This window comes from Pseudomonas sp. R37(2017) (assembly GCF_002113375.1).
In the GTDB taxonomy this organism is placed as follows: Bacteria; Pseudomonadota; Gammaproteobacteria; order Pseudomonadales; family Pseudomonadaceae; genus Aquipseudomonas.
The window spans coordinates 1-18,750 of sequence record NZ_NEHO01000027.1; the positions used below are offsets into that span (position 1 = coordinate 1).

General features: G+C 62.9%; 16 protein-coding genes and 1 pseudogene. 8 read left to right on the forward strand and 9 right to left on the reverse strand.

From position 1 onward, the window contains the following. From CAG47_RS28440 to CAG47_RS26305, 3 genes and pseudogenes are all read right to left on the reverse strand, one after another. Window positions 1-130 (reverse strand): annotated as a pseudogene (locus CAG47_RS28440) (peptide ABC transporter permease); the annotation flags it as partial. Between the two features lie 129 nt (window positions 131-259). Then, the gene (locus CAG47_RS26300) at window positions 260-1,861 is read right to left on the reverse strand and encodes an ABC transporter substrate-binding protein (protein WP_085729084.1); all 1,602 of its coding nucleotides are present in this window, start codon (window positions 1,859-1,861) and stop codon (window positions 260-262) included. Between the two features lie 260 nt (window positions 1,862-2,121). Continuing rightward, window positions 2,122-2,688, reverse strand: coding sequence for a cupin domain-containing protein (locus CAG47_RS26305; protein WP_085729086.1), 567 nt, complete (start codon window positions 2,686-2,688; stop codon window positions 2,122-2,124). 160 nt (window positions 2,689-2,848) lie between these two features. On the opposite strand from CAG47_RS26305, the gene CAG47_RS26310 reads away from it, so the two are divergent. Next, a complete protein-coding gene (locus CAG47_RS26310) occupies window positions 2,849-4,066 on the forward strand; it encodes a Xaa-Pro peptidase family protein (protein WP_085729088.1) in 1,218 nt (405 codons plus the stop codon). 73 nt (window positions 4,067-4,139) lie between these two features. On the opposite strand, the gene phnE is transcribed toward CAG47_RS26310, so the two are convergent. The 6 genes from phnE to CAG47_RS26340 form a co-directional block, all read right to left on the reverse strand. Then, window positions 4,140-4,907 (reverse strand): phosphonate ABC transporter, permease protein PhnE, encoded by a 768-nt coding sequence (gene phnE / locus CAG47_RS26315; RefSeq protein ID WP_085729090.1) that lies wholly within the window; start codon window positions 4,905-4,907, stop codon window positions 4,140-4,142. Further along, complete coding sequence (locus CAG47_RS26320; RefSeq protein ID WP_085729092.1) at window positions 4,904-5,731, reverse strand: ABC transporter permease; 828 nt, start codon at window positions 5,729-5,731, stop codon at window positions 4,904-4,906. The genes phnE and CAG47_RS26320 overlap by 4 nt, the downstream gene beginning before the upstream one ends. Beyond that, complete coding sequence (locus CAG47_RS26325; protein WP_085729095.1) at window positions 5,725-6,522, reverse strand: phosphonate ABC transporter ATP-binding protein; 798 nt, start codon at window positions 6,520-6,522, stop codon at window positions 5,725-5,727. Before CAG47_RS26325 ends, CAG47_RS26320 begins: the two co-directional genes overlap by 7 nt. Beyond that, window positions 6,519-7,370 carry a putative selenate ABC transporter substrate-binding protein gene (locus CAG47_RS26330; RefSeq protein WP_085729097.1) on the reverse strand — a complete coding sequence of 284 codons (852 nt, stop codon included), beginning with the start codon at window positions 7,368-7,370 and terminating at the stop codon, window positions 6,519-6,521. The genes CAG47_RS26325 and CAG47_RS26330 overlap by 4 nt, the downstream gene beginning before the upstream one ends. 632 nt (window positions 7,371-8,002) lie before the next feature. Next, entirely contained in the window at window positions 8,003-9,181 is a 1,179-nt protein-coding gene (locus CAG47_RS26335; protein ID WP_085729099.1) for a PLP-dependent aspartate aminotransferase family protein, read from the reverse strand. Then, window positions 9,178-10,554 (reverse strand): pyridoxal-phosphate dependent enzyme, encoded by a 1,377-nt coding sequence (locus CAG47_RS26340; RefSeq protein ID WP_085729101.1) that lies wholly within the window; start codon window positions 10,552-10,554, stop codon window positions 9,178-9,180. Before CAG47_RS26340 ends, CAG47_RS26335 begins: the two co-directional genes overlap by 4 nt. A 274-nt stretch (window positions 10,555-10,828) precedes the next feature. Between CAG47_RS26340 and CAG47_RS26345 the strand changes: the two genes are divergently transcribed. The 7 genes from CAG47_RS26345 (at window position 10,829) to CAG47_RS26375 (ending at window position 18,579) form a co-directional block, all read left to right on the forward strand. Continuing rightward, complete coding sequence (locus CAG47_RS26345; RefSeq protein WP_085729103.1) at window positions 10,829-12,190, forward strand: NAD(P)/FAD-dependent oxidoreductase; 1,362 nt, start codon at window positions 10,829-10,831, stop codon at window positions 12,188-12,190. Continuing rightward, complete coding sequence (locus CAG47_RS26350) at window positions 12,190-12,600, forward strand: RidA family protein (RefSeq protein ID WP_007924833.1); 411 nt, start codon at window positions 12,190-12,192, stop codon at window positions 12,598-12,600. Before CAG47_RS26345 ends, CAG47_RS26350 begins: the two co-directional genes overlap by 1 nt. Window positions 12,601-12,610: 10 nt before the next feature. Next, window positions 12,611-13,285 carry a DUF1028 domain-containing protein gene (locus CAG47_RS26355; protein WP_085729105.1) on the forward strand — a complete coding sequence of 225 codons (675 nt, stop codon included), beginning with the start codon at window positions 12,611-12,613 and terminating at the stop codon, window positions 13,283-13,285. After that, the gene (gene argE, locus CAG47_RS26360; RefSeq protein WP_085729108.1) at window positions 13,278-14,447 is read left to right on the forward strand and encodes an acetylornithine deacetylase; all 1,170 of its coding nucleotides are present in this window, start codon (window positions 13,278-13,280) and stop codon (window positions 14,445-14,447) included. Before CAG47_RS26355 ends, argE begins: the two co-directional genes overlap by 8 nt. Window positions 14,448-14,482: 35 nt before the next feature. Continuing rightward, window positions 14,483-15,523 carry an ABC transporter substrate-binding protein gene (locus CAG47_RS26365; protein WP_085729110.1) on the forward strand — a complete coding sequence of 347 codons (1,041 nt, stop codon included), beginning with the start codon at window positions 14,483-14,485 and terminating at the stop codon, window positions 15,521-15,523. Between the two features lie 447 nt (window positions 15,524-15,970). Beyond that, window positions 15,971-17,386: a cytosine permease gene (locus tag CAG47_RS26370; RefSeq protein WP_085729112.1), complete on the forward strand. Its 1,416-nt coding sequence runs from the start codon at window positions 15,971-15,973 to the stop codon at window positions 17,384-17,386. 125 nt (window positions 17,387-17,511) lie between these two features. Next, a complete protein-coding gene (locus CAG47_RS26375) occupies window positions 17,512-18,579 on the forward strand; it encodes a GGDEF domain-containing protein (RefSeq protein ID WP_085729114.1) in 1,068 nt (355 codons plus the stop codon). Window positions 18,580-18,750: the final 171 nt, after the last annotated feature.

An 18,750-nucleotide genomic window follows, 5' to 3' on the forward strand; every position in this document is an offset into this window, starting at 1 on the left:
CTCGGCGTTCGCCCATCATGACTTCCACGGGGTCGCCGGGGATCATGCGAATCAACGCGAATGTCAGCAGGGTGATGCCGAAGAACGTGGGGATCAACAGCCCCAGTCGGCGGGTAATAAAACTCAGCATTTGGGCGAGTCGCTCCTTGTTTTTTTGTAATGCCGGTGGGCGTGCTGGCCGTGCTCGGCCGTTCAGCCGGAGTGGGTAAAGGCGCCGGCTCGAGGACAGCGAAGGGGGCCGTTGGCCGGCCCCTGTCACTCAGTTCTGGTTGTCGACGCCGTAGAAGCTGCTGAGTCCGAAGGGGCTGATCTGGAAGTCCTTCACACTGGCGCGCATCGGCTGGTAGACCGTGGAGTGGGCGACCGGGGTGATCGGCACCTGCGCTTTGAGGACATGCTGCGCTTCTTTGTACAGCGCGGTGCGCTGGTCCACATCGGCGGTGGTCACGGCGGCCTTCACCAGTTTCTCGTAGCCGGCATTGCACCACTTGGCGAAGTTGTTGCCGTTGACCGAGTTGCAGCTGTAGAGGGTGCCCAGCCAGTTGTCCGGGTCACCGTTGTCGCCAGTGAAGCCGATCAGCATGGTGTCGTGTTCGCCGGCGTGGGCACGCTTGATGTACTCGCCCCATTCGTAGCTGACGATGTTGGCCTTGATGCCGATTTTGGCCCAGTCGGCCTGGAGCATTTCGGCCATCAGCCTGGCGTTGGGGTTGTAGGGGCGTTGCACCGGCATGGCCCAGAGGGTGATTTGCGTGCCTTCTTCCACGCCTGCGGCCTTGAGCAGCTCCCTGGCCTTCTGCGGGTTGTAGTCGGCGTCCTTGATGGTCTCGTCGTAGGACCACTGGGTCGGCGGCAGGCCGTTGACGGCCAACTGGCCGGCGCCCTGGTAAACGGCGTCGATGATGGCTTGCTTGTTGACCGCCATGTCCAGCGCCTGGCGGACTTCGAGCTTGTCGAAGGGCTTGCGGGTGAAGTTGTAGGCGATGTAGCCAAGGTTGAAGCCTGGCTGACTGGGCATCCTGATGTTCACGTCTGCCTGCAGCGGCTTGATATCGGCCGGACGCGGGTAGGCGGTGATCTGGCATTCGTTCTTTTTCAGCTTTTGCGCGCGCACCGAGGCGTCGGTGGTGATGGCGAAGATCAGATTGTCGATCTTCACGTCTTCAGGCTTCCAGTAATCCTTGTTGCCCTTGTAGCGAATCTGCGCGTCTTTCTGGTACTTGCTGAACACGAACGGGCCAGTGCCGATCGGTTTTTGGTTGATGTCCTGGGCCCTGCCTTCCTTGAGCAACCGGTCGGCGTATTCGGCCGACTGGATCGAGGCGAAGCTCATGGCCAGGTTCTGGATGAAGGCTGCGTCGACACCCTTGAGGGTGAACCTGACGGTATGGTCGTCGACTTTTTCGACCCTGGAGATTTTTTCGTTCATCCCCATGTCGTTGAAGTAGGGGAATTCGGTGGGATAGGCCTTGCGGAACGGCATGTCCTTGTCGAGCATGCGGTTGAAGGTGAACAGCACGTCGTCGGCGTTGAAGTCGCGGGTCGGCTTGAAGTAGTCGGTGGTGTGGAACTTGACCCCGTCACGCAGGTGGAAGGTGTAGGTCAGGCCATCGGGAGAAACGTCCCAGCGGGTTGCCAGGCCGGGGATGACCTTGGTGCCGCCACGTTCGAACTGCGTGAGACGGTTGAAGACGGTTTCGGCCGAGGCGTCGAAGTCGGTCCCCGTGGTGTATTGGCCTGGGTCGAAGCCAGCCGGGCTGCCTTCGGAGCAGAACACCAGGTTGGTGGCGGCATGGGTGAAGCCGGAACCGAGGATCAAACTGGCGGCGATCAGGGTCTTGAGCGTGGTTGTTTTGCGCATGCGAACCTCATTGTTGTTATTTTTGAGGGCGGCAGATCAGGTGGTTCATTTCTGGGGCTGTACCTGACCCTGCGGCTTTTTACGGGGCGCAGGCTGCCCGTCATTTGCGTACGGGAAGCCTGGGGCCAACGTCCTGGCTCGGGCGGTAGCGCTGAAGGGGGAGGGATGCTCGCGCCGCCACCGGCCGAGGCAAAATTTAAGTCATTCTAAATTTAAGTTCAACTTAAATTCAGTGTTGCTTACTTTTGGAGGGCGGCTGCTCAGACCGTGGGATGATCGTCCAACAGGCCCCCCATGGTGGTGACGACCAGCGCTTCGGCAACATCGTCGCCAGCGTTGGCGATGGAGTGCGGCTTGGTGGAGTCGAAATGCACCGATCCCCCCGGGCCGAGCGGATAGGTGCGCCCTTCGATGGTGTAGACGATTTGCCCGCAGAGCACGTAGGTGAACTCTGTGCCTTCGTGGGAGATGAGCTCGGACTGGTAGCCCACCGCCATAGTCATCTTCATCGCGTTGATCAGGTTGCCGGGGAAGTTGCTGGACAGGCGCTCGTAGACCAGCGGCTGGCTGCCGATGCTGTAGCGCACGCGCTGGCCCTGGTGGGAGTCGGGCTGGGGCTGGGCGGGCTGGTCGAACAGGGTGTTGAGCGGAATGCCCAGGGAATTGGCGATTCTCGCCAGCGAAGAGATGGACACGCCAGTGAGGTTACGCTCCGCCTGGGACAGGAAGCTGGCGGTGAGGCCTGACTCGGAGGCGACTTGGTTCAGGGTCTTGTTGGCGGCGCGGCGGTAGCGGCGCAGGCGTTCCCCGATCTGTTCTTCTGTCATTGACGTGGCTCATGTTCTGAAAGGCGCCAGTATAGCGGGCGATGCATTGCAGAAAAGGCTTTTCGCCCGATGAAAATTAAGTGTGACTAAAAACATGCCTTGACGATTGTTTAAGTCGTGCTTAAATTTTCGACACTGCAACATAACTCGGGAGAACGAAATGACAGTGGGTGTAGGTGGCAAAACTCCGGAACAGGCGCTGGCCGGCCTGACGAAAATGACCGCGGGCATGACGCCCATCGGCCTCGACGAATACCAGTCACGCATTGCCAAGGCCCAGCGCCTGATGCAAGAGCAGGGCATCGCCGCCCTCTACCTCAACGCTGGCAGCAACTTGTACTACTTCACCGGGGTGAAGTGGAGCCCGAGCGAACGCATGGTCGGCGCCGTGCTGCCCGCCAACGGTCCGCTGGCCTATATCGCCCCGGCATTCGAAGAGGGCACCATCCGCGACTTCCGCGAGGTGGATGGGGTTATCCATGGTTGGCATGAGCACGAAAGTCCCTACCGCCTGCTGCTCGACATGCTCGCTGCAATGGGCATCGCCGCCGACGCGGTAGTGGGCCTGTGCCCATCCCTGGCGTTCTTCATGTTCGATGGCATCCGCCGCCTCGGTTCGGCCTTCGAGTTCGTAGACGCTTCTTGCGTGATAAATCTGTGTCGCTATCACAAGTCCGCGACAGAATTGGCGCTGATGCAGCGCGCCAAAGACATGACCCTGCAAGTGCACAAGGCGGCCGCCAGCATCCTGCGCGCAGGCATCAGCACCACCGAGGTGGCCGAGTTCATCCGCGAGGCGCACCGCAAGGTGGGCGCGCCGGGTTCGACCTTCTGCATCGTGCTGTTCGGCGAGGCCAGCGCCTTCCCCCATGGGGTGAAACACGCGCAGGTGCTCAAGGACGGCGACATGGTGTTGATCGACACGGGCTGCCAGCTCCACGGCTACCAGTCGGATATCACTCGCAGTTACGTGTTCGGCACCCCGAGCGCCCGCCAGCGCGCCATGTGGAACCTGGAAAAGACCGCCCAGCAAGCCGCTTTCGACGCCGCGCGTCTGGGCGAACCCTGCCAGGTGGTGGACGCCGCCGCGCGGCATAGCCTGGAAGCCGCCGGTCTCGGCCCGGACTACCGGTTACCCGGTTTGCCGCACCGCACCGGCCATGGCATCGGCCTGGACATTCACGAAGGGCCCTATCTGGTGCGTGGTGACCAGACGCCGCTGGCCGAAGGCATGTGCTTCTCCAATGAGCCGATGATTTGCCTGCCGGGCGAATTCGGCATTCGCCTGGAGGATCATTTCTACATGACCGCCACAGGCCCGCGCTGGTTTACCCAGCCGAGTCATTCCATAGACGACCCGTTCGGGTTGGAGGTCTGAAGGCAGGCGTGTGACCCGGCAAGGGTTGCTCGGGTCGAATGCAATCAGCTGAGCAGGTCCATGCAACTCTCTGTCACGCCTTGACCCAACGCTGGCGACTCCAACTGCTCAAGCCATCGACGGCGAACACCAGCAGCAACATGGCGAGGATCACCGTGCTGGCCTGGGCCTCCTGGAACAGGCTGAGGCTGACATAGAGCATCTGCCCCAAACCGCCGGCACCGACGAAACCCAGCACGCTGGCCATGCGGATGTTGTTTTCCCAGCGGTACAGGATGTACGCCAACAACTGTGGAAACAGGTTGGGCAAGGTGCCGTAGCAGAACGCCCAGACCACGTTGCCACCCTGCAGGCGGATGGCTTCGGCCGGTTGCGGCGGGGTGTTTTCCAGTGCTTCGGCGAACAACCTACCCAGCACCCCGGTGGTGTGCATGGCCAATGCCAGGGTCCCGGCATTGGGGCCGAGACCCGCCGCCAGCACCATCAGCGCGGCCCATACCAATTCGGGAATGGCGCGCAGGCCGTTGAGCACAAGGCGCGATGCACTCTGCAACGGCCAGCCGAAGCGTCCGGCCGCCGGCAATGCCAGCACCAGGCCGAATACCGCCGCGAGCAGGGTGCCAAGGGCAGACATGGCCATGGTTTCCACAGCGCCACGGCCGATGGCTTGCAGATGGCCGGCGCTCAGGTCCGGGCTGAGAAAACGCAGCACATAGGCGCCCATCTGCTGCAGGTTGGCGCTGCCCGTCAGTTCGCCGAGGTCGATGCCCAGATAGCGGAACGAAGCGACGACCGCTGCACCGATGCACAGGATCAGCAGCAGGTTGATCAGGCGATTCATGCGAACCTCCAGCGCAGCAGGCGGCTGATCTGATCGGCGAACAGCACCAACACGAAAAAGGTCAGCAACATGCTCGCTACTTCACCGCCGGCAAACATGCGCAACGACAAATCGATCTGCTGGCCCAGCCCGCCGGCGCCGACGAAGCCCATCACCACCGATGCGCGGATGGCGCATTCCCAGCGATACACGGTGTACGACAGCAATTCCGCCGCGACATTGGGCAAGATGCCGTAGCAGAAAGCCGTCAACCGGCCGCTGCCGGCCTGTAGCAGCGCATGGGCCGGACGCTGGTCCACCGATTCGAAGATTTCCGCATAGACCTTGCCGAGCATGCCGCTGTAGGTGATGGCAATGGCCAGTACCCCGGCTGTCGGGCCAAGGCCGACGGCGCGCACGAACAGCAGGGCCCAGACGATTTCCGGCACGCTGCGCAGGAAGATCAGCAGCCCGCGTACCGGCCAGCGCAGCAGCCGGCCCAGGGCGCTCGGGCGACCGCTGCGTGAAGCGGCGGACAGCGACAGCGCGCGGCTGGCCAACAGGCTGGCGGGAATGGCCAACAGCAAGGCCAAAGCCATGCCGGCGGTAGCGATGGCCAGTGTCTGCAGCGTCGCTTGCCAGAGTAACTGGAGGAATTCTTCGCCATGGGCCGGTGGCCAGAAGGCCGCGACAAAACGGCCCATCTCACTCTGGCTGTCGGCCTTGAGCAGGACACCCAGGTCCAGTTCGCTGAAGTGAATGCCGGGCCACAGCAGGGCAAGCGCCAACAGGCTGAGCAACAGGCGAGGCAGGGTGGCCGGGTCTCGTGTATCGCGGGTCAGCATCGGGGAATCTGCAGGCTCAAGGGCGCCACCGGAGCGGGCGGGGATTGCAGTTGCTCGTTGGCGTAGAGCTTGTCGAGCAATGCCTGGTCGACGTCGCTGGCGGGAAGGTCGAACAGGACCTGACCGTCACGCAAACCGATGATGCGCGAGAAGTGCGTCAGGGCCAGTTCCACGGCATGCAGGCTGGCGACCAGCGTCACGTTGCGTTCCCGGGCGTGGCGGCAGAGGATCGACAACGTGTGCCCGGCCAGCACGGGGTCCATCGCCGACACCGGCTCGTCGGCCAGCAGCACTTCGGGGGCCTGGTACAGCACCCGGGCAATGCCCACGCGCTGGAGCTGGCCGCCGGATAACTGCTGGCACTGGGCGAACAGCTTGTCACCCAGGTCCAGTTTGAGCAGTGCCGCCCGCGCGCCCGGCACATCCAGCGGATGCAACAGGCTCAGCAGGCTTTTGGCAAAACCCCACTGGCCCAGCTTTCCGGCCAGCACCGCCGTGACCACTCGTTGCCGCGGTGGCAATGGCGGCGCCTGATGCACCAGGCCAATGCGTGCGCGCAGTTGCTGACGTCGACGCGGGCTCAACTGCCAGGCTTGCTCGCCGAGCACTTCGACCGTGCCGCTGCCAGGGCACAGGGCAGTGGCCAGCACGTTGAGCAGGCTCGACTTGCCGGCACCGGACGGGCCGATGATCGCCACCTGTTCACCGGCAGCGATGTGCAGGTCGAGCTCATGCAGCGCGCGCACGCCGTTGCCGTGGGTGAGGCTGACCCGGTTCAGATGCAAGGTCATTTCAGCAGGTCGGCAGCGCGCGCGGCTTCCTCGATGCCCTTGTAGTTCTCAGGCTTGGTCTCGATGAAGCGGCTGGCGGCCTGGAGGTCCAGAATTGCTTTTTGCTCCGGGTTGGCCGGGTCGAGCGCGAGGAATGCCACCTTGATTTTGTTGGCCAGGGCCGGGTCGAGGTTGCCGCGCACGGTCCAGTTGTAGTCGAAGTAGGCCGGCGTGGTGGCGAAGACCTTGACCTTGTCGGTGTCGACCTTGCCGGCCTTGACCAGTTTTTCCCAGACGCTGGCATTGAGCACGCCAGCGTCTACTTTACCCGCCTGGACCCAGGCGACCGTGGCGTCGTGGGCGCCGGAGTAGCCGACGCGACTGAACCAGGTTTCCGGCTTGATACCGTCCTGCAGCATGAAATAGCGCGGCATCAGGCTGCCCGACGTCGATGAGACAGAACCGAAGGCAAAGGACTTGCCCTTGAGGTCGGCCAGCGACTTGACGGCCGGGTCGGCGGTGATGAATTTGCTGGTGAACTGCGCATCCTGCTCACGCTGTACCAATGGAATGGCATTGCCGGTTTTCAAGCGTGCCTGCACGAAGGTGAAGCCGCCCAGCCAGGCCATGTCGATGCGGTCGGTGGCCAGCGCCTCGACCACTGCCGGGTAGTCGGACACCGGCACGAACTCGACCTTCATGCCCAGTTGCTTCTCCAGGTATTCGCCCAGTGGCTTGAACTTGCGCAGCAATTCGGTGGGGGCTTCGTCGGGAATGGCGCTGACCTTGAGGGTCTCGGCAGCCTGTGCCAACAGCGTGGAAAGGGACAAGGTCAGGCCGACGGTCAGGGCCAGGGTACGTTTGAGCATGGAAGTTCTCCGGTTCAATAGCGGAAAAATGTCGATGCGCCTCGCACAAGCTGATTGCTGCACGACGCTTCGTGAGGGTAGACGAAAACGCCGCGATTATAGGGACTCTTGTGTGCTTGACCAGCAAAACAGACCTGTAGGAGCGAGCATGCTCGCGATGGCGGAGTGTCAGCCAGCATCAATATCGACTGATCCGTCGCCATCGCGAGCGTGCTCGCTCCTACAGGGATTTGTGGTGAGCAGGCGATTTTTGCATGGCAGACACACAGCTGTAGGAGCGAGCATGCTCGCGATGGCGGAGTGTCAGCCAGCATCAGTATCGACTGATCCGTCGCCATCGCGAGCGTGCTCGCTCCTACAGGGATTTGTGGTGAGCAGGCGGTTTTTGCATGGCAGACACACAGCTGTAGGAGCGAGCATGCTCGCGATGGCGGAGTGTCAGCCAGCATCAGTATCGACTGATCCGCCGCCATCGCGAGCGTGCTCGCTCCTACAGGGATTTGTGGTGAGCAGCCGGTTTTTGTTTGGCAGACACACAGCTGTAGGAGCGAGCATGCTCGCGATTGCGGAGTGTCAGCCAGCATCAGTATCGACTGATCCGTCGCCATCGCGAGCGCTCCTACAGGGATTTATTACATCTGCGCCAACGCCTGCGCCAGATCTGCGCGCAAATCTTCCACATCCTCGACCCCCACCGACAAGCGCACCAAGCCGTCGCCGATCCCCAGTTCCGCGCGGGTATCCGGCGGGATGGTGGCGTGGGTCATGATCGCCGGGTGTTCGATCAGGCTTTCCACACCGCCCAGGCTCTCGGCCAGGGCGAAGATCCGTACGTTTTCGAGGAAGCGTTTGGCGCCGGCCAGGTCGCTGTTGAGGTCGAGGGAGATCATCCCGCCGAACCCGCGCATTTGTCGTTGGGCCAGTTCGTGTTGCGGGTGCGAGGGCAGGCCGGGGTAGTAGACCCGTGAGACTTGCGGCTGGCGCTCCAGCCACTGCGCCAGCTCCAGTGCGTTGCTGCAATGGCGCTCCATGCGCAGGGCCAGGGTCTTGACCCCGCGCAGGGTGAGGAAGGCATCGAACGGGCCGGCGATGGCGCCGACGGCATTTTGCAAAAAGCCCAGGCGCTCGGCCAGTTCGGCGTTCTGCCCGACCACGGCGATGCCGCCGATCACGTCGGAGTGGCCGTTGAGGTACTTGGTGGTCGAATGCAGCACGATGTCGAAACCCAGCTCCAGCGGACGCTGGATCCATGGGCTGGCGAAAGTGTTGTCGGCCACGCAGATGATGCCGTGGGCGCGGCAGGTGCGGGCGATGGCGGCCAGGTCGGTGAGGCGCAGCAGCGGGTTGCTCGGGGTCTCGACCATGACCATGCGGGTGTCGTCTTGCAGGGATGCCTCGAACGCCGTCAGGTCGGTCAGGTCGACGAAGCTGAAGCGGTGCCCGGCGCTGCGCTGGCGCACCTTGTCGAACAGGCGGAAGGTGCCGCCGTACAGGTCGTTGCCGGAGACGATGTGCGAACCGGCGTCGAGCAGTTCCAGCACCGTGGAAATGGTCGCCAGCCCCGAGGCGAACGCAAAGCCCCGGGTACCGCCTTCGAGGTCGGCCACACAGCGTTCCAGGGCCCAGCGCGTCGGGTTGTGCGAACGCCCGTAGTCCAGGCCCTTGTGTACGCCGGGGCTCTGTTGCAGGTAGGTGGAGTTGGCGTAGATCGGCGGCATGAGCGCACCGGTGGACGGGTCCGGCGCTTGCCCGGCATGGATCACCCGGGTGGCGAAACCCTGTGGCGGGGCGTTTTTGTCCTGTCGGCTCATGGCAGGGATCTCCGCAAATGGTTGAGCATGTCGGTTCGGGTAATCAGGCCGTGGAAGCCCGAGGCATCCTGAATGATCGCCACCAGGCCACGGCCCAGCTCTGCCTCAAGTTCAGCCAGTGAGGCATTGGGGGACAGGGTTTGCAGTTTGTCGGTCATGGCGCTGGAGACGCTCTTGCGAAAGTGCGCCACGTCTTCATGCACGCCCAGCAGGATGTCGGACTCGTCGATCACGCCGACCAGTTGCTGCCCCCTCACCAGCACCGGCAGTTGCGAGACATCCGCCAGGCGCATGCGCTGGAACGCGGTGAGCAGGGTGTCGTCCGGCCCGACGCTGATCACCCGGCCATCCTCGAAGCGTCGCGCGATCAGGTCGCGCAGGTCGCCATAGTGCTTGCGTTGCAGCAGGCCCTGATCGTTCATCCACTGGTCGTTGTAGATCTTCGACAAATACCGCGTACCGGTGTCGCAGACGAAGCTGACGACCCGTTTCGGCGCTGTCTGTTCGCGGCAGTAGCGAAGGGCGGCGGCCAGCAGGGTGCCGGTCGACGAGCCGCCGAGAATGCCTTCGGCGCGCAGCAACTGGCGGGCGTGGTCGAAGCTTTCCTCGTCGCTGATCGAATAGGCGTGGCGCACGCTGGACAGGTCGGCGATCGACGGAATGAAGTCTTCGCCGATGCCTTCCACCGCCCAGGAACCGGGGGTGGGGAGTGTGCCACTGCGGCTGTACTCGGCCATCACCGAGCCGACCGGGTCGGCCAGGACCATTTCCAGGTCCGGCTGCACGCGTTTGAAGAAGCGCGTGAGCCCGGTCAGGGTGCCGGCCGAACCGACACCGACGACGATCGCGTCCACATCATGCTGAGTCTGTGCCCAGATCTCCGGCGCGGTGCTGCATTCGTGGGCCAGCGGGTTGGCCGGGTTGTTGAACTGGTCGGCGAAGAACGCATCGGGAATATCCGCCGCCAGTCGCGCGGCAACGTCCTGGTAATACTCGGGATGGCCCTTGCCGACGTCGGAGCGGGTGATGTGCACCTCGGCGCCCATGGCCTTGAGGTGCAAGACCTTCTCGGTGGACATCTTGTCCGGTACCACCAGCACCACCCGGTAGCCCTTGGCGCGACCGACCAGGGCCAGGCCCAGGCCAGTGTTGCCGGCGGTGGCTTCGACGATGGTGCCGCCGGGTCTGAGGCGGCCATCGCGTTCGGCGGCATCGATCATCGCCAGGCCGATACGGTCCTTGATCGAACCGCCGGGGTTCTGTGATTCGAGTTTGAGAAACAGCGTGCACGGGCCGGTATCGAAACGGCTGACGCGCACCAGCGGGGTATTGCCGATCAGTTCGAGTACGGCAGGACGGGAATTGTCGGGCATGTCATCACTCCTTGCGTGAATCCGCACTGGATGGACAGCAATCCGCGCCGGGTCTTCGCGCCGGTCGCGGGCAATGCATCGCTTGGACCATAGGCCGGGATCGGGCCCCGCGCAACCTCATGCAGCCAACCGGTCGGCTCGACGCTTTTTCCTCGCCAGCAACCACAAAAAACATAATTTCGCTAATCCCCGGCTCCGAACAGAATGCGGCCAACACCCTGACACCGATAGCGGCAGCAGAAGAACAACAGTGATCAGAATCGAGGCGGCAGCCATGACCGACCTGAATCAAACCACCTTTCAGAAGTGCACAGCCATGACAGTTGATAAAACCGTAATCGATACGCTTGTTGTTGGCGCCGGCCAGGCCGGCGTGGCCATGAGTGAACACTTGAGCAAACTCGGTGTGTCCCACCTCGTGCTGGAGCGCAACCGTATCGCCGAAGCCTGGCGCACCGGCCGCTGGGATTCGCTGGTGGCCAACGGGCCAGCATGGCACGACCGCTTCCCGGGCCTGGAATTCGACGGTCTGGACCCGGATGCCTTCGCCGGCAAAGAGCAAGTGGCTCAGTACTTCGAAGCCTATGCCCGCAAATTCAATGCACCTATCCGCACCGGCGTGGAAGTGAAAAAAGTTGCACGCAATGTCGATCGTCCGGGTTTCACCGTTGAAACCTCCGATGGCGTGATCGAGGCCCGCCATGTGGTGGTCGCCACCGGCCCTTTCCAGCGTCCGGCCATTCCGCCCATTGCTGCGCAAATCGCCGGCATCACCCAGATTCACTCCGCCCAGTACTACAACCCGCAGCAACTGGCCGAAGGCGCCGTGCTGGTGGTGGGCGCCGGTTCTTCGGGGGTACAGATCGCCGATGAGCTGCAACGTTCCGGCAAACAGGTCTACCTGTCGGTCGGCGCCCACGACCGTCCGCCGCGTGCCTATCGCAACCGTGATTTCTGCTGGTGGCTGGGGGTGCTCGGCGAGTGGGATGCCGAAGCCATGCAACCGGGCAAGGAGCACGTGACCATCGCCGTGAGCGGTGCCCGTGGCGGCCACACCGTGGACTTCCGTCGCCTGGCCCATCAGGGCATGACCCTGGTCGGCCTGACCCAGGCATTCAACGGTGCCGTGGTGAGTTTCGAAAACAACCTCGCCGACAACATCCAGCGTGGCGATGAAAACTACCTCGCGCTGCTCGACAAGGCCGACGCCTATATCGAACGCAACGGCCTGGATCTGCCGCTGGAACCCGAAGCCCGCGCCATGCTGGCCGATCCGGACTGCGTGACCCATCCGATCCTTGAGCTGGACCTGGTCAAGGCCGGCGTCACCACGATCATCTGGGCCACCGGTTACTCCACCGATTACAGCTGGCTGAAGGTCGATGCCTTCAAGGACAACGGCAAGCCGCAGCACCAGCGCGGTGTGTCGGCCGAGCCCGGCATCTACTTTGTTGGCCTGCCATGGCAGTCCCGGCGTGGTTCCGCCTTCATCTGGGGTGTTTGGCACGACGCCAAGCACATCGCCGATCACATCGTTAAACAGCACACCTATTTCAACTACCGGGATGCCAACCAGCGTCAAGCCGACGCCGCCCGTGCACCTCTTCAGAAAGCCAGCCTCATGGGAGTTCGTTAATGCCTACTCATACCCGCATCCGCATGTTCAACACCAAAGACACCTACCCGAACCAGTCGCTCGACAACGACCTGTGCCAGGCCGTGCGCGCCGGCAACACCGTGTATGTGCGTGGCCAGGTCGGCACCGACTTCAACGGCCAACTGGTCGGCCTCGGTGATCCGCGCGCCCAGGCCGAACAGGCCATGCGCAACGTCAAGCAACTGCTGGAAGAGGCGGGCAGCGACCTGAGCCACATCGTCAAGACCACCACCTACCTGATCGACCCGCGCTACCGCGAGCCGGTGTACCAGGAAGTCGGCAAATGGCTCAAGGGTGTGTTCCCGATTTCCACCGGCCTGGTGGTCAGCGCCCTCGGCCAGCCGCAGTGGCTGATGGAAATCGACGTGATTGCCGTTATCCCCGAATAAGGAATTCGCCATGACCTTTTCCATCGTTGGTCGCTGCGCCGAGACCGGCCAGCTGGGCATTGCCATCAGCTCTTCGAGCATTGCCGTCGGCGCGCGTTGCCCCTGGTTGCGGGCCGGTGTCGGCGCGGTGTCGAGCCAGAACATCACGCTGCCGGCGCTCGGCCCGCAGATCCTCGATGAACTGGCCAACGGCTCGGCGCCGCCCCAGGCACTGGACCACTCATTGACCCGCAACGGCTACAGCCAGTACCGCCAGGTGGCGGTGGTCGATGCCCAGGGGCGCACAGCGGTGTTCAGCGGCAACCATGCGCTGGGCATCAACAACGCCGTGGCCGGTGACCAATGCGTGGCGGCCGGCAACCTGCTGGCCAACAGTGGGGTGATCGAGGCGATGGTCGCGGCGTTCGAAACCAGCGAAGGCTGCCTCGCCACCCGACTGATGAATGCCTTGCAGGCCGGGCAGGATGCCGGTGGCGAAGCCGGCGCGGTGCACTCGGCGGCGCTGTCGGTGGTCGGTGACCTGACCTGGCCGATAGTCGACCTGCGGGTGGATTGGGCCGATGAAAATCCGATTGGCGAGCTGGGCAAACTGTGGACGGCCTACGAGCCGCAATTGCAGGACTACCTGACCCGCGCCCTCAATCCGACCCTGGCCCCCGCGTATGGAGTGCCCGGCGATGAGTGAGTTGCGCAGCCGCGCCATGCTCGCGCGGTTGATCGGGTTCGCCACGGTCAGCCGCGACTCGAACCTTGAGCTGATCGAGTTCGTGCGCGACTACCTGAGCGACCTGGGCGTGGATTGCGAATTGATCTACAACGCCGAGCGGACCAAGGCCAATCTGTTGGCCACGGTCGGCCCGCGCGTGGCTGGCGGCATCGTGCTGTCCGGTCACACCGACGTGGTGCCGGTGGACGGTCAGGCGTGGACGGTCGAGCCGTTCAGCCTGAGCGAGGCGGGCGGCAAGCTTTACGGCCGTGGTACGGCGGACATGAAGGGGTATCTGGCATCGGTGCTGGCGGCCGTGCCGATGTTTCTCGCCAGTCCATTGAAGCGCCCGGTGCATCTGGCGTTTTCCTATGACGAAGAGGTCGGCTGCCTCGGCGTGCGCGGTTTGCTGGAAGTGCTGCCCCAGCGCATCCCGGCCCCGGCGTTGTGCCTGATCGGTGAGCCGACCGAGCTCAAGCCGGTGCTCGGCCACAAGGGCAAATTGGCGATGCGCTGCCATGTGCGCGGTGCGGCCTGTCATTCGGCGTACGCGCCTTATGGGGTCAATGCCATCGAGCAGGCGGCGCGCCTGATCGGTCGGCTGGGCGACATCGGCGCCACCCTGGCCCGTCCGCAGTTGCACGACAAGCGTTTCGATCCGGCGTTCTCGACGGTGCAGGTCGGGGTGATCCAGGGCGGTACGGCGCTGAACATCGTGCCAGCCGATTGCCGTTTCGATTTCGAGATACGCGCCTTGCCGGACTTCGCCCCGCAAGTGGTCGTCGACGAGTTGCAGGACTATGCCGAGCAGACGTTGCTGCCGGCCATGCAGGCCGTGAACACCGATACCGGCATCCGCTTTGAAAAAATCTCGGCCTATCCAGGTCTGGCGACGCCAGCCGACAGCGCAGCCGCCCGGCTGATTGCCGGGCTGTGTGGCAGTGACGAGTTCAGCACCGTGGCGTTTGGCACCGAAGGCGGGTTGTTCGACCAGGCCGGCATTCCATCGGTGGTCTGCGGTCCCGGCAGCATGGACCAGGGGCACAAGCCCGATGAATTTGTCAGCGTCGAACAGATGGCGGCGTGTGATCGCCTGATGGATCGCCTGGCGGCGTACTTGAGTGAATCCGAACACCCATGACAACAACGGGTCGTCCAGGCCCGAGGAAGCGATCCATGTCCAGATCCTTGCGTTGCAGTGTGCCGTTTGCCCTGGCGTTGTTGAGTGCCAGTGTGTGGGCGGCCCCCCAGGACCTCACCGTGATTTCCTTCGGCGGTGCTACCAAACAGGCCCAGGATAAGGCCTACTTCCAGCCCTTCAACGCCAGTGGCGCGGGCAACATCATCGCCGGTGAGTACAACGGCGAGCTGTCGAAGATCAAGGCCATGGTCTCGGCCGGCCATACCAGTTGGGACGTGGTGGAAGTCGAAAGCCCCGAGCTGTTGCGTGGCTGCGAGGAAGGCCTGTTCGAGAAGCTCGATGCGGGACGCTTCGGTGATTCGGCGAACTTCGTGCCCGGTGCGCTGACCGAATGCGGGGTAGCCACTTACGTCTGGTCGATGGTCATGGCCTATGACCAGAGCAAGCAGGCCAAGGCGCCGCAATCCTGGGCGGACTTCTGGAACGTGGCCGACTTCCCGGGCAAGCGTGGCCTGCGCAAGAGCGCCAAGTACACCCTGGAAATCGCCTTGCTGGCCGACGGCGTGAAGGCGGACGATGTGTACAAGGTCTTGAGCACGCCCCAAGGCGTGGCGCGGGCCTTTGCCAAGCTCGATCAGATCAAGCCGAACATCCAGTGGTGGGAGGCGGGCGCCCAGCCGGCGCAATGGCTGGTGGCCGGGGACGTGGTGATGAGCGCAGCCTACAACGGCCGGATCGCCTCGGCGCAGAAGGAAGGGATGAAACTGAACATCGTCTGGCCGCAGAGCCTGTACGACCCGGAATATTGGGCGGTGGTCAAAGGCACGCCGAACAAGGCGCTGGCGGAAAACTTCATTGCCTTTGCCAGCCAGCCGCAGACGCAAAAAGTCTTCTCGGAAAACATCCCTTACGGACCGGTACATCGCCAGACCCTGCCATTGCTGCCCAAGGACGTGCAGGCGCAACTGCCGACCGCCGAGGCCAACCTGGCCGGCGCGCGGGCGGTGGACGCGGAGTTCTGGGTTGACCATGGCGAAGAGCTGGAACAACGCTTCAATGCCTGGGCCGCACGCTGAAACAGGCACCGCCGAACCCCGTAGGAGCGAGCATGCTCGCGATAAGGCCGTCTGTTCCAACGTCTTCGTTGGCTGACACACCGCCATCGCGAGCGTGCTCGCTCCTACAGAAAAACCTGGTACACACAGGGACCCCGTAGGAGCGAGCATGCTCGCGATGAGGCCGTCAGTTTCAACATCTTCGTTGGCTGATGCACCGCTATCGCGAGCGTGCTCGCTCCTACAGGGATTTTGTCGTTTGTGCTGTGCTTTGTTTCGTGTCGAAATTGCTTTTTTCTGCCGAAATGGCCAGGTAATTGCGCAATCTTTTTTAAAGTTTAAAGGCACAAATTAACTAATTTTCCTTCCCGCGCTCTTTGTCCATGATCGCTTCCAACAAGAAATGCGCAGGCACGCCCGCGCACACCGAAGTACGAACACGTACTCATCCTTGCCTTGGAGTTCGTCATGTCCACCACCGCTTCATCCGCCCCGCTCATCGAGAAACACACGATCGGGTACGTCCCCCCTGAGGATCGCCACGGAAAGGTCAAAGATCTGTTCACCCTGTGGTTCGGCGGCAACATCGCGCCGTTGCCCATCGTCACGGGCGCGCTCGGCGTGCAGTTGTTTCACCTGAATCTGGTCTGGGGCATCGTCGCGATCATCGTCGGTCACCTGGTCGGCGGTGTGCTGATGGCATTGCACTCGGCGCAAGGCCCGCAGATGGGCATTCCGCAGATGATCCAGAGCCGCGCACAGTTCGGTTCGCTGGGCGCGTTGCTGGTGGTGGTGATTGCCGGCGTGATGTACATCGGCTTCTTCGCCTCCAACATCGTCCTGGCCGGCAAGTCGTTGCATGGCGTGGTCGAGAGTGTGCCGGTGTCGGTCGGCATCATCCTCGGCGGCCTCGGCTCAGGGATCATCGGCATCATCGGCTACCGTTTCATCCACGTGCTCAACCGCATCGGCACCTGGGTGCTGGGCCTGGGCATCGTGCTGGGCTTCGGCTACATCCTGACCCATGTGCAGACCGACGACTTCCTGACCCGTGGCAGTTTCAACATCTCCGGCTGGCTGGCCACGGTGTCGCTGGCGGCGCTGTGGCAGATTGCGTTCGCACCCTACGTGTCCGACTACTCGCGATACCTGCCCAAGGACGTCAAGGTCAGCTCGACCTTCTGGGCGACTTACCTCGGCTCGTCGCTGGGTTCGATCCTGTCTTTCGTATTCGGCGCCGTCGCCGTGCTGGCCACGCCAGTGGGCATGGACACCATGGACGCGGTGAAACTCGCCACCGGTGCCATCGGCCCGCTGATGCTGGTGCTGTTCCTGCTCAGCGTGATCAGCCATAACGCCCTGAACCTGTATGGCGCCGTGCTCTCTGTGATCACGTTGCTGCAAACCTTCGCCCACCGCTGGATTCCGACTGCTTCGAGCCGGGCGGTGTTGTCGTTGATCATCCTGGCCGGTTGCTGCGTGGCGGCCATCGGTGCCTCGGCGGATTTCATCGGGCACTTCGTCGACCTGGTGCTGGCGTTGCTGGTGGTGCTGGTGCCGTGGACCGCGATCAACCTCATCGACTTTTACGCGATCCACAAGGGTGACTACGACATCGCCTCGATCTTCCGCGTCGACGGCGGCATCTATGGCCGCTTCAACCCGCAGGCGTTGCTGGCCTATGCCATTGGCATCGTGGTGCAGATCCCGTTCATGAACACGCCGATCTACACCGGTCCCGTGGCGGTGCATATCGACGGTGCCGACCTGTCGTGGCTGGTGGGCCTGATCGTTACGACGCCGCTGTACTACTGGCTGGCGAACCGCGATACCGCTTATCGCCGGCGCCAGAACATGGCCGGTCTGATGCCGACCAACAGTTGATCGGGACTCTGGAACAGGCGTACCGAGTTGAAATGATTGTGTAATTCGTGATGGCTGTTTGTCAGGCGTATGGCTATGCTCAGCGAGTTTGCCAAACGCCATTGATAAACAACCACAGTGAAACCATGAGCCAATCAGACACGCGTGCGACTGTTCTAGCGCTGTATCCAGAAGATTCCCGCGAGGCGGCGGCGCTGCTCAAGCAGGCCGTGCCGCTGATGGTTCGTCACAACATTCCGCCCAACCCGGTGCACTACGCGCTCTGGTACACCTACAGCAAAGGCCAGGAGCCGGAACTCAACCGGCACCTGGACCGGGTCGTCAACGATTTCGACTGCTTTCCGCCGGAGTCGGCCGCCAGGCTGTTTCGCGAGTACATCATCCGCGATGAACTGGCGGACGCCCGCTCCGGGCAGCAGGAAGCAATCAATCTGGTCGACGACATGGAGCGCGATGTTTCGCGCAGCGTGAAAGGCAACCAGAACTTCCAGGCCAGCCTTGGCCAGTACCTGCAAATGCTCGAAGAACCGGCCAGCGAGCGTTTGCCAAGCATCCTCATCCAGTTGCAACACAGCACCCGGCTGATGCAGAGCCAGCAGGAACACTTCCTCGCCCAGTTGCAGTCTGCGCAGCACGAGATCAAAAGCCTGCGGGACAAACTGGAGCGCGCCCAGTTGGCGGCGACCCTCGATGGCCTGACCGAATTGCTCAACCGCACCACCTTCAACCGCAAGCTTGAGCAGGCGATGAACAATACGCCTGCAGGCGTATCGCTGGTCATGCTGGATATCGACCACTTCAAGCAATTCAACGACCAGTACGGCCATCCCCTGGGCGACCGCGTGCTTCAGCATGTCGCCCAGGTGCTGCGCGATTCGCTGCCCGGCGAAGCGTTCGCGGCGCGTTATGGCGGTGAGGAGTTTTGCGTGGTGCTCAAGGATTGCCCTGATCTGGCGGCTGCCGGCGCTTTTGCAGAGCGCCTGCGTCTGAAAATCCAGTCGCTGCGGGTCAAGGCCCGGGGCACCGACACCGTGCTGGACACCATCACCGCGTCGTTCGGCGTGGCCCATGCACTGCCCGGCGACACACCGGAAAGCCTGGTGACCCGCGCCGACGACGCGCTGTACCAGGCCAAGCGCAACGGGCGTAATCAGGTACGGCAGCAGCCCGACCTGGCGCTCGGGACCGTTTAGCCAATGACCTGTTCGCGATGGTGTACGCCGACCTGCCTTTGCTCCGTTCTTCTGTAGGAGCGAGCAAGCTCGCGATGGACGTCAACGATAACGCGGGAGGCCTGATGCCCCGCGGTGTTTTTTCGTCCATCGCGAGCTTGCCGCAAGCGGGCACCCGCTCCTGCAGGGATC

Coding starts and splice junctions, on each gene's coding strand:
- CAG47_RS26335 (WP_085729099.1), bottom strand. CDS start 9,181: ATGAGCCGACAGGACAAAAACGCCCCGCCACAGGGTTTCGCCACCCGG.
- CAG47_RS26355 (WP_085729105.1), top strand. CDS start 12,611: ATGACCTTTTCCATCGTTGGTCGCTGCGCCGAGACCGGCCAGCTGGGC.
- CAG47_RS26300 (WP_085729084.1), bottom strand. CDS start 1,861: ATGCGCAAAACAACCACGCTCAAGACCCTGATCGCCGCCAGTTTGATC.
- CAG47_RS26370 (WP_085729112.1), top strand. CDS start 15,971: ATGTCCACCACCGCTTCATCCGCCCCGCTCATCGAGAAACACACGATC.
- CAG47_RS26340 (WP_085729101.1), bottom strand. CDS start 10,554: ATGCCCGACAATTCCCGTCCTGCCGTACTCGAACTGATCGGCAATACC.
- CAG47_RS26350 (WP_007924833.1), top strand. CDS start 12,190: ATGCCTACTCATACCCGCATCCGCATGTTCAACACCAAAGACACCTAC.
- CAG47_RS26345 (WP_085729103.1), top strand. CDS start 10,829: ATGACCGACCTGAATCAAACCACCTTTCAGAAGTGCACAGCCATGACA.
- CAG47_RS26320 (WP_085729092.1), bottom strand. CDS start 5,731: ATGCTGACCCGCGATACACGAGACCCGGCCACCCTGCCTCGCCTGTTG.
- CAG47_RS26325 (WP_085729095.1), bottom strand. CDS start 6,522: ATGACCTTGCATCTGAACCGGGTCAGCCTCACCCACGGCAACGGCGTG.
- CAG47_RS26330 (WP_085729097.1), bottom strand. CDS start 7,370: ATGCTCAAACGTACCCTGGCCCTGACCGTCGGCCTGACCTTGTCCCTT.
- argE (WP_085729108.1), top strand. CDS start 13,278: ATGAGTGAGTTGCGCAGCCGCGCCATGCTCGCGCGGTTGATCGGGTTC.
- CAG47_RS26310 (WP_085729088.1), top strand. CDS start 2,849: ATGACAGTGGGTGTAGGTGGCAAAACTCCGGAACAGGCGCTGGCCGGC.
- CAG47_RS26375 (WP_085729114.1), top strand. CDS start 17,512: ATGAGCCAATCAGACACGCGTGCGACTGTTCTAGCGCTGTATCCAGAA.
- phnE (WP_085729090.1), bottom strand. CDS start 4,907: ATGAATCGCCTGATCAACCTGCTGCTGATCCTGTGCATCGGTGCAGCG.
- CAG47_RS26365 (WP_085729110.1), top strand. CDS start 14,483: ATGTCCAGATCCTTGCGTTGCAGTGTGCCGTTTGCCCTGGCGTTGTTG.
- CAG47_RS26305 (WP_085729086.1), bottom strand. CDS start 2,688: ATGACAGAAGAACAGATCGGGGAACGCCTGCGCCGCTACCGCCGCGCC.